This window comes from Kineosporia rhizophila, assembly GCF_021277265.1.
Lineage (GTDB): Bacteria > Actinomycetota > Actinomycetes > Actinomycetales > Kineosporiaceae > Kineosporia > Kineosporia rhizophila.
In genome coordinates this window covers 101,704-116,860 of the sequence record NZ_JAJSOH010000001.1, presented here as the reverse complement: position 1 = coordinate 116,860, position 15,157 = coordinate 101,704, and the positions used below count along the sequence as shown (strand labels likewise).

Annotated in this window: 14 protein-coding genes; 5 read left to right on the top strand and 9 right to left on the bottom strand. The window is 70.8% G+C overall.

The window, feature by feature from the left end; all coding sequences use genetic code 11:
* Positions 1 to 172 precede the first annotated feature (172 nt).
* From LWF15_RS00505 to LWF15_RS00485, 5 genes are all read right to left on the bottom strand, one after another.
* Positions 173 to 1,609, bottom strand: a complete 1,437-nt coding sequence (locus LWF15_RS00505) for a glycosyltransferase family 2 protein (RefSeq protein ID WP_232808299.1) — start codon at positions 1,607 to 1,609, stop codon at positions 173 to 175.
* Between the two features lie 17 nt (positions 1,610 to 1,626).
* Entirely contained in the window at positions 1,627 to 2,724 is a 1,098-nt protein-coding gene (locus LWF15_RS00500) for a HEAT repeat domain-containing protein (protein WP_232808298.1), read from the bottom strand.
* Complete coding sequence (locus LWF15_RS00495; RefSeq protein WP_232808297.1) at positions 2,721 to 3,095, bottom strand: response regulator transcription factor; 375 nt, start codon at positions 3,093 to 3,095, stop codon at positions 2,721 to 2,723. Before LWF15_RS00495 ends, LWF15_RS00500 begins: the two co-directional genes overlap by 4 nt.
* Positions 3,096 to 3,212: 117 nt before the next feature.
* Positions 3,213 to 4,265: an S-adenosylmethionine:tRNA ribosyltransferase-isomerase gene (locus LWF15_RS00490; RefSeq protein ID WP_232808845.1), complete on the bottom strand. Its 1,053-nt coding sequence runs from the start codon at positions 4,263 to 4,265 to the stop codon at positions 3,213 to 3,215.
* A gap of 5 nt (positions 4,266 to 4,270) precedes the next feature.
* Complete coding sequence (locus LWF15_RS00485) at positions 4,271 to 4,963, bottom strand: SDR family NAD(P)-dependent oxidoreductase (RefSeq protein WP_232808296.1); 693 nt, start codon at positions 4,961 to 4,963, stop codon at positions 4,271 to 4,273.
* Between the two features lie 82 nt (positions 4,964 to 5,045).
* Here LWF15_RS00485 and soxR point away from each other — a divergent pair, with 82 nt between their 5' ends.
* The 3 genes from soxR to LWF15_RS00470 all read left to right on the top strand — a co-directional run bounded on the left by soxR (position 5,046) and on the right by LWF15_RS00470 (position 8,451).
* Positions 5,046 to 5,525 (top strand): redox-sensitive transcriptional activator SoxR, encoded by a 480-nt coding sequence (gene soxR / locus LWF15_RS00480; protein WP_232808295.1) that lies wholly within the window; start codon positions 5,046 to 5,048, stop codon positions 5,523 to 5,525.
* A gap of 74 nt (positions 5,526 to 5,599) precedes the next feature.
* Positions 5,600 to 6,721 (top strand): XdhC family protein, encoded by a 1,122-nt coding sequence (locus LWF15_RS00475; protein WP_232808294.1) that lies wholly within the window; start codon positions 5,600 to 5,602, stop codon positions 6,719 to 6,721.
* Positions 6,722 to 6,879: 158 nt separating this feature from the next.
* Positions 6,880 to 8,451 carry an ATP-binding protein gene (locus LWF15_RS00470; protein WP_232808293.1) on the top strand — a complete coding sequence of 524 codons (1,572 nt, stop codon included), beginning with the start codon at positions 6,880 to 6,882 and terminating at the stop codon, positions 8,449 to 8,451.
* A gap of 3 nt (positions 8,452 to 8,454) precedes the next feature.
* On the opposite strand, the gene LWF15_RS00465 is transcribed toward LWF15_RS00470, so the two are convergent.
* Both LWF15_RS00465 and LWF15_RS00460 read right to left on the bottom strand, forming a co-directional pair.
* Positions 8,455 to 10,158, bottom strand: coding sequence for a cation:proton antiporter (locus LWF15_RS00465; protein ID WP_232808292.1), 1,704 nt, complete (start codon positions 10,156 to 10,158; stop codon positions 8,455 to 8,457).
* Positions 10,159 to 10,200: 42 nt separating this feature from the next.
* Entirely contained in the window at positions 10,201 to 10,884 is a 684-nt protein-coding gene (locus tag LWF15_RS00460) for a TetR/AcrR family transcriptional regulator (RefSeq protein WP_232808291.1), read from the bottom strand.
* Positions 10,885 to 11,039: 155 nt separating this feature from the next.
* Between LWF15_RS00460 and LWF15_RS00455 the strand changes: the two genes are divergently transcribed.
* Positions 11,040 to 12,419, top strand: coding sequence for an MFS transporter (locus LWF15_RS00455; RefSeq protein ID WP_232808290.1), 1,380 nt, complete (start codon positions 11,040 to 11,042; stop codon positions 12,417 to 12,419).
* Here the strand turns inward: LWF15_RS00455 and LWF15_RS00450 are convergent.
* Both LWF15_RS00450 and LWF15_RS00445 read right to left on the bottom strand, forming a co-directional pair.
* Positions 12,382 to 13,590: an MFS transporter gene (locus LWF15_RS00450; protein ID WP_232808289.1), complete on the bottom strand. Its 1,209-nt coding sequence runs from the start codon at positions 13,588 to 13,590 to the stop codon at positions 12,382 to 12,384. The genes LWF15_RS00455 and LWF15_RS00450 overlap by 38 nt on opposite strands.
* A 67-nt stretch (positions 13,591 to 13,657) precedes the next feature.
* On the bottom strand, positions 13,658 to 14,347 hold the full coding sequence (locus tag LWF15_RS00445) for a TetR/AcrR family transcriptional regulator (RefSeq protein WP_232808288.1): 690 nt from the start codon (positions 14,345 to 14,347) through the stop codon (positions 13,658 to 13,660).
* A 473-nt stretch (positions 14,348 to 14,820) separates the two neighbouring features.
* Between LWF15_RS00445 and LWF15_RS00440 the strand changes: the two genes are divergently transcribed.
* Positions 14,821 to 15,144 carry a histone-like nucleoid-structuring protein Lsr2 gene (locus tag LWF15_RS00440; protein WP_232808287.1) on the top strand — a complete coding sequence of 108 codons (324 nt, stop codon included), beginning with the start codon at positions 14,821 to 14,823 and terminating at the stop codon, positions 15,142 to 15,144.
* Positions 15,145 to 15,157: the final 13 nt, after the last annotated feature.

Genomic DNA, 15,157 nt, shown 5'->3' with positions numbered 1-15,157 from the left:
TCGAGAATAAAACTAGTGACGTGGGTGGGCGCCGGCGCGCCTGGCCCAACCCCACCCACAACGAAAGACGTCGGTGGGCACCTGAGGTGCTCACCGACGTCCTCTGTTCGAAGCCCCGTTGGCTGGAGGCCCCTTGAACTGTCAGCCGCGTCAACCGAAAGCCCTGTCGCGATCAGCCCGCAGCGGCCCCGGAGGTGTCCTTGAAGCCGACCCGGGGCATCTCTCCCCAGGCCGCGTTAGAACCGCGCAGGCCCGACCACAGACCCCGCAGCCGCCAGAAGGCGTGCAGCTGGCGGAAACCGAAGTTCTCCAGGAACGCGGCCACCAGCAGGATGCCCAGGTCCTTCCAGCGCCGGTAGGTCTTGTACGACACGTCGTCCACCGCGATCGCGACCACCGACAACAGGATCCCGTAGCCGATCGCCACCAGGGCGTAGAGCACCGCCGCCTGCCAGTTCAGGATGCCGAAGGCCAGCCCCAGGGGCAGGCAGATCAGGCCCATGATCTCGACGATCGGGGTGAGCAGCTCGAAGACCACGTAGTAGGGCAGTACCAGCATGCCCATCCGGCCGTAGCGCGGGTTGGCGATCATCGCCCGGAAGCGCCACAGCACCTCCATCAGCCCGTGCGACCAGCGACGGCGCTGCCGGCTCAGGATCTTCAGGTTCTCCGGCACCTCGGTCCAGCACACCGGGTGCGGCACGAAGACGATGCGGTAGTCCTGCTTCTCCTTGCGCAGCCGGTGGTGCAGGCTGTTGACCAGGTCCGCGTCCTCGGCCAGCGAGTCCGCGGTCAGGCCGCCGATCTGCTGCACCAGGTCCCGGCGGAACAGGCCGAACGCGCCGGAGATGATCATCAGGCCGTTGAACGCCGACCAGCCGACCCGGCCGAGCAGGAACGAGCGCAGGTACTCCACCACCTGGATCCGCGGCGCCCAGGCCTTGGGCAGGCGCTTCTCCAGGATCATCCCGCGCTCGGTCGGGCAGCCGTTGATCGGCCGGATCGCCCCGCCCGAGGCGGCGACCCGCTCCGGGTCGTCGACGAACGGCCGCACCACGTGCATCAGGGCGTCCTTCTCCAGCACCGAGTCCGCGTCGATCATGCAGACCAGCGGATAGCGGGAGTACTCCAGGGCCACGTTCAGGGCGTCGCCGCGGCGCCGGGCGTTCTCCTTGCGGATCACCACGATCTGACCGTCGCGGGAGATGTGCACGGAGTTCACCGTGCCCACCGTCTCCACCACGCCGGCCGCCACGCGGGTGCTCGGCTGCAGCTCGAACTCCTGCTGCAGCACGTCGAACGTGCCGTCGGTGGAACCGTCGTCGACGATCACCACCTCCAGCTGCGGGTAACGCAGGTCCAGGATCGAGTGCACGCTCGAGACGATGCTCGGTTCCTCGTTGTACGCGGGGACGAGGACCGAGACGCCGGGGGTCAGGGGGTTGGCGAACAGGTCCTCCAGCGCCGTCTCCGACGACATCCGCTGGGCCCGCCGCTGGGCCCTCGCGGCGATCAGGACGATCACCAGGTACAGCGAGTTCAGGGCCAGGAAGTAGATGATCACGAACGAGTTGAATCCGATCACCGCGGATTCGAGGAAATCTCTCATGGTTCGGCCAGTCCCCCTCAGTAGGAGATCAACGGCGTGGTGTCCGTCGCGATCGAGTTCCGGGCAAGGACCTCCCTCGCCGCGTCACCGCCCTCGGCGTCCTGCTGGGCGATCTGGCGCAGCCGGTCCAGGCCGGTGTCCCCGAAGGCCGCCAGCGCCATCGCGGCGGCCACCCGGACGGTGGGGTGCGGGTGGGCGACGGCCTGCTCCAGGTCGGGGATCGAGGCCGGATCGGCGATCCGGCCCAGGGCGGTGCAGGCGGCCGCGAGGACCTCGACGTCCTCCTCGGTGCGCAGCATCGCGGTCAGGTCGTCGACCGAGCCGGGCATGCTCAGCCGGCCCAGGGCGTGGGCGGCGCCCAGGCGGACCGAGACGCTCGGGTCGACCCGCATCCGCACCTGCAGTCCGGAGACCGCGGGGTACACGCCGAGCACGCCGAGCACCTCGGCCGAGATGGTCCGGACCTCCACCGAGTCGGCCTCCAGGGCCCGGGTCAGCGGCTCGGTCGCGTCGGTACCGATCCGCAGCAGGGCCATGGTGACCGGGTGCGGCGGGATCGGGTACTTCTGCACTGCTTCCGAGTCCAGGTGTTCCAGCAGCGCCGTGGCCGCTTCCCCGGTGCCGATCCGGCCCAGGGCGCGCACCGCGGCGAGCCGGACGTCGGTGTTGCGGTCGCCCAGCAGCCGTCCGGCCTCCGGGATCCCCTCGCTCACCCCGGCCGCGCCCAGCAGTTCCACCGCGCGGTAGCGGTGCACCGGCAGGCGGGAGAACGTGCCCTGGCGGGCCTCCTCGATGGTGCCCCGCCGACGCAGGATGTCGACCAGCATGCTGCGGTCGGCCCCCCTCAGCTTGGGCAGCAGCCCGGCCACCAGTTCCTCGAACGAGGTGGTCACGCCGCGGTAGCCGATCAGCATGTCGGCCAGGTCGTGCGCGTCCCCGTCCTCCCAGGTGGCCAGGTAGCGCATCATCACCGGTCGCAGCAGGGCGAGTTCCTCCTCGTGCCGACGGGCCCGGCGCTCGCGCCGGGCCTTCAGCAGGGCGGTGCTGACCGACAGCCCGATGATCAGGGCCAGGTTCAGGGTGGCGGCGACGAGGAGGATCGCCTCGGTGCTCATCGTGGTGTCCGAGCCAACAGCGCGTCGATCCGGCTGGAAAGCTCGCGCGGGCTGAAAGGTTTGATCACGTAGTCGTTGCCGCCGGCCGCGAAGCCGCGCTGGACGTCCGACTCCTGGGCCTTGGCGGTCAGGAACAGCACCGGGATGTCGGCCATCGACGGGTCCTTGCGCAGTTCCAGGCAGACCTCGATGCCGCTCATCCGCGGCATCATCCAGTCCAGCACCACGACGTCCGGGCGGACGTCCATGATGGCGGCCAGTCCGGCCTCGCCGTCGGCCTCGGCGGTCACCGTGTGACCAGCCGCGGACAGCTTGAATTCCAGCAGACCCCGGATGTCGGAGTCGTCGTCCACAACGACGATGCTGCTCATGGTGGGCTCCTCGGTCGTACGACGGTTTCCGCCGGGGAAGCGGTCTGCTTCCCGACTCCCCACCGCATCGACGTGGACCCGAATGGCCTACAGGGTGAATTGCCTACGGCCGCCCTCTCACCCCTGGGGGAGGAACAGGCACGAGTCGCCGAACTCGTGCCACCGGTAGCCGCTGCTCACCGCCTGCTGGTAGGCCCGCCGGACCAGGTCGGCCCCGGCCACCGCCTCGAGCATGAGCAGGTGCGTGGCCTGCGGGTCGTGCCAGCCGGTGACCAGACCGTCGACCACCCGCACCGGGTGCTCGCGGGAGATCACCAGGTCGGTCCAGCCGCGGGCGGGCCGTACTCGTCCGTCGGGCCCGACCGCCGACTCCAGGGCCCGGGTGACGGTGGTACCCACTGCAATCACCCGGCCACCCGTCCGGCGGGTCCAGTTCACCAGGGCCGCGGTCGACTCCGGCACCCGGTACGGTTCGGCGGGCGGAGCCTCGCCGGTCTCCAGCGAGGAGACCCCGGCGTGCAGGGTGATCGGGGCCAGGCGGACGCCCTGGGAGACCAGGCGGGTCACCAGATCGGTACTGAACGGACGCCCGGCGCTGGGCATCTCGGCACTGGCCCCGACGTCCCGGGGGTCGGCGAAGACCGTCTGGTAGGTCTCCAGGGGCCAGGGCCGCTCGAGGTAGCCGTAGCGGATGGGCTGAGCCGGAGCGTTCTGCAGCGCCTGGGCGTCGATCGGGCGGGTGCGCCAGAGCCGGGTGCCGCTGCGGTGGCCGGATCGCCCGTGCGGGGTGGACAGGTGCAGCAGCGGGCCGGCGTCGAGCTGGATCTCGTCGCGGGGCACGCAGGTACGAATGCTTTTGGACGCATGTGGCGACGTGCGTACTTCGACCACCCAGGAGCCGTCGGGCAGTTCGAGAGAGAAATGGACGATCACCCGGCCGAGCCGGGTGTGCTCACCGGGGATCGCGGCGGCCCGGGTTGCCGAGGTGTTCACCACCAGCAGGTCGCCAGGGTCGAGGTGTTCGCCGATCCGGTGGAAACGGGTGTCGTGCAGTTCGTCCCGCCCGGCCACCAGCAGTCGGACGCCGTCCCGGGCCAGGCCGCGGGCCTCGGGTGGTTCGGTGGCCTCGGACCCCTCGGGAAGCTCGAAACTGGTCGACGGCTGGATCATTGTGCTCACGCGGGCGCTCCTTCGCGGTTCTTCAGTTCGGCCGCGGTGTAACGGCCGTTGGGTGGGCGGCGCTCGATCAGCCGGCGGAAGGCCGGTACGACGGTCTCGGGCAGCGGGCGGTCGGAGATGTCCTCGCCGAGAAAAGCTGCCTGGTGCATGGGAGTTCGAAGATCACCAGGATCGAACGAGTACACCCGCAGGCCCCCTGTGCTCTCGGCTCCCAGTACGGCGCCGATCTGTTCCAAGGCGGCCTTCGAGGAGCCGTAGCCACCCCAGCCGGGGTAGACGGCGCTGGCCGCGTCCGACGTGATGTTGACGATCGTGCCGTTGCGGGCGCTGAGGGCCGGCAGGGTGAGCTGGATCAGGCCCAGTGGGGCGACGACATTGACGCGGTAGAGGTCTTCCAGTGCTGCGAGCGGGAATTCGCACAGCGGGGGGAGTGGGCTGGGGCCCAGGCCACCGGCGTTGTTGACCAGCAGATCCAGCTCGGCGGCGTGCTCGGCCAGGGCCTGACGGTGACTCGGATCGGTGATGTCGCCGGGAACGGCGTGCACCTTCGGGCCCAGGCCGGCCAGGGCGGCGTGCAGGCGGTCGGCGTCGCGGGCATCTACCACCAGGTCCCAGCCGTCCTGCGCCAGGTCGGTGGCCAGGGCCCGGCCGAGGCCGCTGGAGGCGCCCGTGATCAGTGCAGTGGGCATGTCTTCTCCTGAGCTTGAGGGGTTCTCGTCCCGGTCCCATCTTGTTAGTTGAATTCAGCTTTAGGTCTAGTATCCTGGCGGCATGACTTCCGACCCGAAGCCCCGGGCCGATCAGCTGCTCACCATCGGCGAGCTCACCCGGCGCAGCGGCCTGGCCGCCTCCGCGCTGCGGTTCTACGAGCGCGAGGGCCTGATCTCGGCCACGCGCACGGCGGGCGGTCAGCGCCGGTACGAGCGGGCGGTGCTGCGCCGGCTGGCCTTCATCCGCGCAGCCCGCAGTGTCGGCCTCTCGCTCGAGGAGGTGCGCGAGGCGATGGACCGGCTGCCCGCCTCCCGCACCCCGACCAAGGCCGACTGGACGGCGATCTCGAAGTCGTGGTCGCAGCGGCTCGACGAGCAGATCGAGGCGCTGGTGGCGCTGCGCGACAAGCTCGACTCGTGCATCGGCTGCGGCTGCCTGTCGCTGGCCCGCTGCCGCATCTCCAACCTGGAGGACCAGGCGGCCCAGTGGGGTCCCGGCGCCGCGTTCCTGCCCCAGGCCCTGCGCCGCCCCGCGCCCTGAGCGCCCGTACGTCGATCGACCCGGGACAGCGCCCCACCCGCACCGTAGGCTTCCGTCCCAGATGGGGAGGGCTGATGCGTGAGCTGCTGACCGGCCTGGACCGCTGGCGCGCCCAGGGCCGGCGCTGGGCCCTGGCCCGGGTGGTCGACGTCGACGGTTCCGGTCCTCGTGAGCCCGGGGCCGCGATGGCGGTGAACCAGGACGGCGAGGTGCTGGGCTCGGTCTCCGGCGGCTGCGTCGAGGGGGCCGTGGTGGCGGCCGCGCTGGAGCTGATCGAGCGCGACGAGTGTGAGCTGGTCAGTTTCGGCTACTCCGACGACGACGCCCTGGCCGTCGGCCTGACCTGCGGAGGCACGATCCACCTGCTGATCCAGCCGGCCGGCCGGCTGTCCGGGTACGACCGGCTGGCCGAGGCGGTGCGGGCGGGCGAGCCGGTGGCGCTGCTCACCACGCTCGACCAGTCGGGCGCGACCGCCGTGCTGTGCCCCGGACGTCCTCTGCTGGGCTCTCTGGGCAACGCCGAACTCGACCGGGTGGTGGCCCGGGATGCCGAGGGGGAGCTCGGCGTGGGCAGCTCCCGGGTGCGTCGCTACGGCCCCCGGGGCGAGGCCCGGCGCAGCGACGTGAGTGTCTTCGTGCAGTCGTTCCTGCCCCCGGCTCGCATGATCATCTTCGGGGCGGTCGACTTCGCCGCGGCGCTCAGCCAGGTGGCCTCGGTGCTCGGCTTCCGGGTCACCCTGTGCGACGCGCGGGAAATGTTCGCCACCCGCGCCCGCTTCCCGCACGCCGACGAGGTGGTGGTGGACTGGCCGCACCGTCTGCTCGGCCGGATCGGGCCCACCCTGACCCGGCGCGACGCGATCTGCGTGCTCACCCACGAGGCGAAGTTCGATGTGCCCGCCGTTCTGGCCGCGTTGCGCACCGAAGTGGGCTACCTCGGTGCGATGGGCAGCCGCCGCACCCACGAAGACCGGCTGAGCCGCCTGCGCGCCGCCGGTGCCGTCGAGGCCGACCTGGCCCGGCTGCACTCACCGATCGGGCTCGACCTCGGCGCCCGCACCCCGGAGGAGACGGCGGTGTCGATCTGCGCGGAGATCATCGCCGAGCGCTCCGGCGTGGGACTGGTGCAGCCGCTGGGGCGCACTCAGGGGCCGATCCACCATCAGTGGGGCCTGGCTCGGGCGATCGGCGAATAACGGACGATCGGGGCGTCTTTGGGGGGCGGGCTCGCCTTCTCCCGGCGATTCTCCCGGGCCGACGGGACCGCCGGGTGTTAACTGGCTCCCGCATCGGTGCCCGCTCGGCCAGCAGCGCCGGTACCGTCGCGGCCGAACTGCATGGGGGAAAAGGTTTCGTGAGTAGGAGCTTCCGGCTGCTCATCATCGAGGACCAGCCGGCCGACGCGGAGCTCATGGTGGCCGAACTGGTCCGCAGCGGCTTCGGCCCGGACTGGACCCGGGTGGACACCCTGGACGCGATGCTGGCCGCCCTGGACCCGCCGCCCGGGGTGATCCTGTGCGACTACTCGCTGCCCGGTCTGGACGCGCCGACCGTACTGGCCCGGCTGCACGAGATGCACCTCGAGGTGCCGGTGATCGTGGTCAGCGGCCAGATGGACGAGGAGACCTGCGTCAAGTCGCTGCGCCTGGGCGCGGTCGACTACCTGCTGAAGGACCGGCTGGCCCGGCTCGGCCCGGCCGTCGACCACGCCCTGGCCACCCGCCGGCTCACCGCCGAGAAGCGGGAGGCCGAGCGGCGTGAGCGGGAGACCGCGGCCATCCTGGCCGGGCTGGTGGACCACTCCCCGGCCGCGATCAGCGTGAAGGCCGTGGACGGCCGCTACCTGCTGGCCAACCGGCAGTTCGAGCGGCTGTGCGGGCTGGCCCCGGACACCCTGGCCGGCAAGATCGACGCGGAGATCTTCCCGGCCGAGAAGGCCCGGGAGATGACCGAACTCGACGCCCGCTGCCTGCACACCTCGATCGTGGTGGAGCGGGAGGAGGAGTTCCCCGGCAGCGACGGTTCCCGCAATCTGCTGTGCGTGCGCTACCCGATCAGCGACGAGAACGGCGAGATCTTCGGCATCGGCGCGATCTACACCGAGATCACCCGGCAGAAGCGGGTCGAGTCGGACCTGCGGGCGGCCCGGGCCGACATCATGTCGCGGGCCGAGAAGCTCGCTGCCGGCAACAACCAGCTGCGCGAGATCGACCGGATGAAGACCGATTTCGTCGCCGCCGTCAGCCACGAGCTGCGCAACCCGCTGACCTCGGTCCGCGGTTACGTGGAGATGCTGCGCGACCGTGACCTCGATCCGGAGCTGAACCAGAAGTTCCTGGACATCATCGACCGCAACAGTGCGAACGTCCTCAGCCTGGTCGAGGACCTGCAGGTGCTGTCCAAGATGGAGTCCGGGCACGCCGGATCCGGTCAGTTCCGCGCCGTCTCGTTCCCCGACCTGGTCGAGGCCTCGGTGGCCACCGTGGAACCGGCCGCCCGGCAGGCCGGGATGACCCTGAAAGTGAAGATCGCCGAACGGCTCCCGGTCGTCCTCGGTGATGCGTCGCAGCTGGAGCGGGTGCTGGTGAACCTGCTCAGCAACGCCGTGAAGTTCTCGCCCCCACCCACCGGCAACCGTCCGCTGGGGGGCCGGGCCGACGTCATCGATCTGGAGGTGTCGGCCGGGCCCGGCGGAGTACGGCTGGAGGTGCGGGACCGGGGCATCGGCATCCCGCAGGGCGAGCAGGCCCGCCTGTTCACCCGGTTCTTCCGGTCGAACTCGGTGATCGAGCGGGGCATCCCGGGCACCGGGCTCGGCCTGGCCGTGGTCAAGGGCGTGGTCGACGCGCACCGTGGCACGATCCGCGTCGACTCCGCCCCCGGCCGGGGCACCACGATGACCGTGGAGCTGCCCGGCCAGCGCTGAGGCTCAGTGCAGACGGGCGGCCGAACCGGTGGCGGTGGCGGCCTCTTCGTAGTCCAGGTGCTCCAGCAGGTCGCGGAGCACCTCGTCGTCGAGGTTGCCGGCGTCGCGCTCGGCGATCAGCGCCTGCCGCTGGGCGGTGAGCATGCGCTCGCGCAGCAGCCGTACCGCGCGGGTCAGGTCCTTGCGGGCGAGCTCGCGCAGGGCCGGGTCGTCCTCGTCGTCCGGCAGGAGGTCCTCGCGGGTCTCCTGGGCGTGCCGGAAACGTTCGGCGATGCCCTCCAGCAGTGTCGGGTCACAGCCGTCGGGAGGATCGGCCAGGGTCTGCTTGACGGCCTTCTTCGACGCCTTCCGGGCCACCTCACGGGCGAACCGGCGCTGCTGCATCTCCTTCTGGTGCTCGATCTCGCCGGAGATGTCCAGCCGCTTGACCAGGTAGGGCAGGGTCAGGCCCTGCAGCAGCAGGGTGCCCACGGCGACCACGAAGGCGATGAACTGGATGGCCGAGCGGCCTGGGAAGGGCTCGCCGCTCTCGGTGTAGAACGGCACCCCGGAGGCCGCCGCCAGGGTGATCACCCCGCGCATACCGGTCCACGAGATCAGCGCGTTGGTCTGCCAGTTCGCGCCGCGGGCGGTGCGGTCGCGGGCCTTGTCCATGCTGTGGGCCAGGAACGGCACCTTCGGGTTCTCCACCGGCGGGGTGGAGGCCAGGCCCTTGCGTACCAACTGCCGGCCACCGGCGAAGCCGAACACCCACAGCGGCCGGATCACCAGCACGGTGAGCAGCACCAGCAGCGACGACATGATCATCAGGTCGACGGGCTCGTGGTGGACGTTGAACACGTCGTCGATCACGAAGCGCATCTGCAGGCCCATGTAGGCGAACACGAAGGCCTCGAGCAGGATGTCGATGCTGCGCCAGAGCTGGCGTTCCTGCAGCCGGGTGGCGAAGCCCGAGGTGGCCTGGTTGTGGCCGATCCAGAAGCCGGCCATCACCACCGCCAGCACGCCGGAGCCGTGGAACTCCTCGGCCAGCAGGTAGGCGGAGAACGGCACGACCAGTCCCAGCACCGTCTCCAGGCCGGGCTCGTGCAGCCGCCGGCGCACCCACAGCACCACCACGGCCAGGGCCAGGCCGACCAGGACACCGACCACCGAGGTGTAGACGAAGAACAGCACCGGGTTGTCGACCACGGTGTGGCTGCCGGTGACCGCCGCGACGCCCACGCTGAACAGGGTCAGGGCGGCGGCGTCGTTGATCAGGCTCTCGCCGGTCAGGATGGTCATCACCCGGTTCGGCACCCCCAGGGTCCGGCCGATGGCCACGGCGGTGACCGCGTCCGGCGGGCCGACCGCGGCGCCCAGCACCAGCGCGGCGCCGAAGGTCAGCTCCGGCACCGACCAGAAGGCGACCCCGCCCACCGCGAAGGCGGTGATCAGCACCAGGACCACGCCCAGGCGCAGGATCGGCTGGATGTTCTGGATGAAGCTGGGCACCGAGAAGTCGAGGGCCGTGGAGTACAGCAGCGGGGGCAGGACGATGCTGAGGATGATGTGCGGCTCGAGCTCCAGCCGCGGCATGCCCGGGATGAACGAGGCGGCCAGCCCCATCACCAGCACCACCAGCGGGGCCTGGAGGCCCTTGCGGTGGGCCAGACCGGTCACCGCGATCGCCGCGATCACCACCAGCAGCAGCTGAACGCCGTTCATCTCGTCCTTTCGGGCAGATCTGGTCCCGGGTGAAGCCCGAGGTCAGTTCTCGCTGGTGGGGGTGGCCAGGATGCCGTTCACCAGGGCCTCGACCATCCAGCGCTGACGGGCCCCGGTCTCCGGGCCCAGGGCTGCGAACTCGGTGCGCAGCTCATGGAGGTGCGGAAACGTCTGCGGAGCCACACCGGCCAGGATCGTCTGCGACTCTGCCACCTCGTGCGAGCCCTCGCGCTGCCGGGCCGCGTTCTCGGCGGCAGTGGCCACGATGTACAGCGCGAGCAGGTCGACCGCCCACACCTGGGCCCGCCGGCCGAGCCCCGACTCGGCCAGGATCCCGACCATGGCCTCGCTGACCTGCAGCGAGTTCGGGCCCAGCGGCACCACCGCCAGGCCGAGCATGGCCAGGTCGCGGTGCCGGCCGAGGTTCTCGATCGAGTTGAGCACGAGCTGGACCAGCCGCGCGCGCCAGTCGCCGGACTCCGGCCCGGGCACCTCGATCTCCCCGGCGATCCGGTCCCAGACCAGGGTCAGCAGGTCCTCGCGGTTGCGCACGTAGACGTAGAGCGAGGCCGCGCCGGTGTCGAGCTGCTGGGCGACCCGGCGCATGGTGACCCCGTCCAGGCCGTCCGCGTCGAGCAAGGCGATCGCCGTGTCCAGGATCGTCTCCAGGCTCAGGGCGGGTTTGGACGGGCGCTCACGCCGGCTGACCGGCCCCTTCTCGGACATCGGGCCCAGCATAGGGCCGAACCCGATTGAACGAACGGCGTTCGCGGCGTACGGTGTTCGTAACGAACGCTGTTCGTCTGGTTGCCGGTCGGAGCGGGGTTGGTATGTCGGAGCAGGTCAGAGCCTCAATTGAAGACGTCCGTGAGCCTGGTTGGGTGGGTCAGGGAACCGGCCACCCCTGGCGCTGGCGGATCCTCGCTGTCGTTCTGGTGGCCGAGATCCTCGATCTTCTCGACGCCACGGTGGTCACGATCGCCGCCCCGTCGATCCGGGCCGATCTGGGCGGCGCGCCCTCGACCATGCAGTGGCTGACCGCGGGCTACACGCTCACGTTCGGGGTGCTGCTGGTGGTCGGCGGCCGGCTGGGCGACCGGTTCGGCCGGCGCCGTCTCTTCCTGATCGGGGTCAGCGGGTTCACCGTGTTCTCGCTGGCCTGTGCCCTGGCCACCTCGCCCGGCCAGTTGATCACCTTCCGGGTGCTCGAGGCCGCCTTCGGGGCGCTGCTGCTGCCGCAGGGGATGGGCATCGTGAAGACGGTCTTCCCTCCCTCCGAGACCGGCAAGGCGTTCGGGCTGTTCGGGCCGGTGATCGGGCTCTCCGCGGTGGGTGGGCCGATCCTGGCCGGGAGCCTGATCGAGCTCGACCTGTGGGGCACCCACTGGCGCATGATCTTCCTGATCAACCTGCCGCTGGGGCTGGCCGCCCTGGCCGGGGCCCTGCGCTGGATGCCGCGCGACCGGCCGCGCCCGGGGGCGGTGATCGACCTGGTCTCGGCCGCCCTGCTCGGCGCTGCCCTGCTGCTGGTGATCTACCCGTTGATCCAGGGGCCGGAACGGGACTGGCCGGCCTGGACCTGGCTGAGCCTGGGCGCCGGGGCGCTGTTCGCCGGGCTGTTCGCGCTCTGGGAACGACGCAGCCGCAATCCCCTGATCGCCCCGGAACTGCTGCGCCTGAGCGGTTTCCGTAACGGGCTGCTGGTGCTGTTGGGGGTGTTCGCGGGGATGGCCGGACTGATGCTCACCTTGTCCCTGTTCACCCAGAGCTTCCTGGGCTACTCCGCCTTCCGGTCCGGCCTGACCATGGCCCCGATGGCCCTGGGCATGGCGCTCGCCGCAGGGCTGGTGTCCGGCCTGGTCGCCACCCGGCCGCGGCTGCTGCTGGCCGTGGGCACCGCCGTGAACGTGCTCGGCGTGGTGGCTCTTGCTCTGGTGATCCGTTGGCAGGGTGCCGATCTGGAGCTGCTCTGGCTGGTCGGGCCGATGCTGGTGATCGGGCTGGGGATGGGCACCGGGATGGGGTCGCTCTTCGACCTGGTGATCGCCGACGTGCCGGAGGCGGAGGCGGGCGGGGCTTCCGGGGTGATGACGGCGGTGCAGCAGTTGGCCGGGGCGGTCGGGGTCGCGGGGGTGACCACGCTCTACCTGGCGCAGGTGCAGTCGCAGCCGGTGCCCGAGGCGATGGCGGTCAGCCTGGGCGCGGTCGCCGGCGTGCTGGTGTTCACCGGGGTGCTGATCCGGCTCCTGCCGGGTCGGTGAGTGTCGGACGGAAGGCCTGGGCCAGGAGCAGGAGTGATCCGGCCAGCAGGACGGCCAGGAAGAACCCGCCGCGCAGGCCCAGGCCGCTGCCCACCGCCCCGATCAACGCTGCTCCGAGCAGGGCGCCGAGGTAGTTGAACACGTTCAGCCGGGCCACCAGCTGGTCGGCCTGCAGTTGGTCGCGGGCCCGGGCGCCGGCTGCGGCGAAGCAGAGCGGGGGCACCACGGCCAGGCCGAGGCCGGCGAGGGCGAAGCCGGTCACGGCCACTGCGGGCGCCGGCGCCAGGACGAGCAGGAGCGTGCCGGTGATGCCGATCAACGCGCCCACGCGCACCGTGGTCACCGCCCCGGCCCGTTGCACGGCCCGGTCGCCGAAGAGCCGCGAAACCAGAGCCAGGGCCTGGTAGGCGCCGTAGGCCAGAGGGGCCACGCTGTCCGAGGAATCGAGGACGTCGGTGAGATAGATGGCGCCCCAGCTGGAGGCTCCCGAGTCCACGGCCCAGTAGGCGGCCAGGGCCAGCCCGAGCATGAGCAGCGGCCCCCGGCTGAGGAAGCCCGGGAGTTCACCGACCGGTGCCACCGCATCCGGTGCCGACCGCGCATCCAGGCCCCCGGACGTCTTCAATCGGGGTTCGAGCAACCAGGCCCCCGGCCCGGCGGCGATGATCAGCACCACGCCGGCGGCCAGGGCGACCGAGAGCCCGAGATCCAGCCCGGCCTCCTCGCCGGCCGCCACGTACAGCGCCCCGGCGATCGCAGCGGCGCTCCAGGCCGCGTGGAAGGAGTTGAGCACGCTGCGCCCGTAGCCGTGCTGCACCGCCACGCCCTGCATGTTGGAGGCCGCGTCGATCCCGCCCAGGGCTATGCCGTACATCGCGAAAGCGGCGATGAAGAGCCACAGTTCGCCGGCCGTACCGATCACCGTGGCGGTGACGGCCGCCAGCAGCAGGGCCAGTCGCAGAGCCAGCCGGCTGGAGGTGCGCGCCGCCAGCGCCTCGCTGGCCAGGCTGCCGACCCCGGCGATCAGCGTGACCATGACGACGATCAGGGTGACCGTGCCGTCGGCGAGCGCGAACCGGTCCTTGAACTGGGGCAGGTGGGTCAGCAGAACGGTGAACAGCAGCCCCTGCGCCACGAACGCGGCCGAGGTGGCCAGACGCGCGTGCACCATCGAGCGCTCCAGCACGGCCCCCGGTGCTGATCCTGACTCCGGACCTGCCCCCGGCGCCGGCATCGGCTCAGCGGGCCATCGTGACGAGCATCCGGGCAACGTCGTTCAGCCGGCGCAGCGCCGCGGCGGAGTCCTTGTCCACCAGCCAGCGCAGGGTGGCTCCGTCGATCGCCATCACCACCAGCGAGGCCACGTCGTCGATCTCCCGCTCCCAGGTGGCCCCCACCTGGGCGGCCACGTGCTGCAGCACTTCTGCGCAGGAGCGCACGGTGGTGTCGTACTGCTGCTGGGCCACATCGTTCAGGCGGGGCTCGCGCAACGCGCGCGTGGTGATCTCGTAGGTCAGCAGCTGGCGCCCGGGGCTGGCCTCGTGCACCGCCCACAGCCGTTCCAGGGCGGCCCGCAGGGCCACCTCCAGTTCGGCGGACCGTTCCGCGGGGCCCCGGAGGGCGGTAGCTCGGGCTGAGCCGGCGCGCTCGGGCGTGGCTCCGGCGGGGACGAGGGTGGGTATCGGGGGCGGGCGCAGATCGGCCGGCGCCTCGGCGGCCTCGGCCGTGTCCTCGGCGATACGGGCGGCCATCGCGACCGTCAGGTCGTCCTTGGTGGCGAAGCAGTACGACACCAGCCCGAGGGAGACCCCGGCCTCGGACGCGACCCGGCGGGCGGTCACCGCCGCCACACCTTCACGTTCGCCGATGGCAATTCCGGCGTCGATGAGTTGCCGACGCCGGTCGGCGATCGGTCGATATGCCCGCATGCCGCCAGTCAAGACTTGAACATCGGTCCAAGTCAATGACTGGTGTGCCAGTTCCGCAGCGGTGTGACACCGGAGTCGCCGAAAGTGAGCGAAGAGGGCTGGACGGGTGAAGGGCCGGCCGAGGTGGAGTTCGGATTGACTCCGTGAATCCGTTGCCGAAACGAAGGATTTCTCGCGCCCGGAAATTCTGGTGCGGCAAAAACGGAACACTGCCGGCCCCGGCTGTGGGAGCCTCGGTGCGTACCTTCTCGGGTATTCGGATTTCGGCGCACCTCGCCGATCGGTCGAACAGCGGCCGGACAGTGGCCGGGTACTGACCGGGCACTGCTCGGGGAGTGGTCAAACCTACCGGCACGAGGTCGAATTGGCGGCCGGGCAGGTTATCTGCGGAACAATTCATCATGTCCCGTCCGGCCGGCGGAAATGGCCCGCCGCGCTTTGACGGGGCAGTCAGGAAACGAAAACATACTGCCATGGCAACCAGAACAGTGACCGAACTGCTCGACGACCTGACCGGACAGCCGGCCGACGAAACGGTGACTTTCGGTCTCGACGGTGTCGAGTACGAGATCGACGTGACCAAGAAGAATGCCGCCGCGCTGCGAAAGGCCCTGGCGCCCTACCAGGAAGTCGCGCGCCGGGTCGGCGGGCGTAAGCAGAACGCGCCGAAGCGAGTTTCGACAGGTGTCGACAATCGGGCGGTCCGGGCCTGGGCCGCGAGCAACGGGATCGAGCTGTCCGAGCGCGGCCGGATCCCGGCCCACGTGATCGAGCAGTACCAGGCCGCCGGCAACTGACCGGCCACCACCT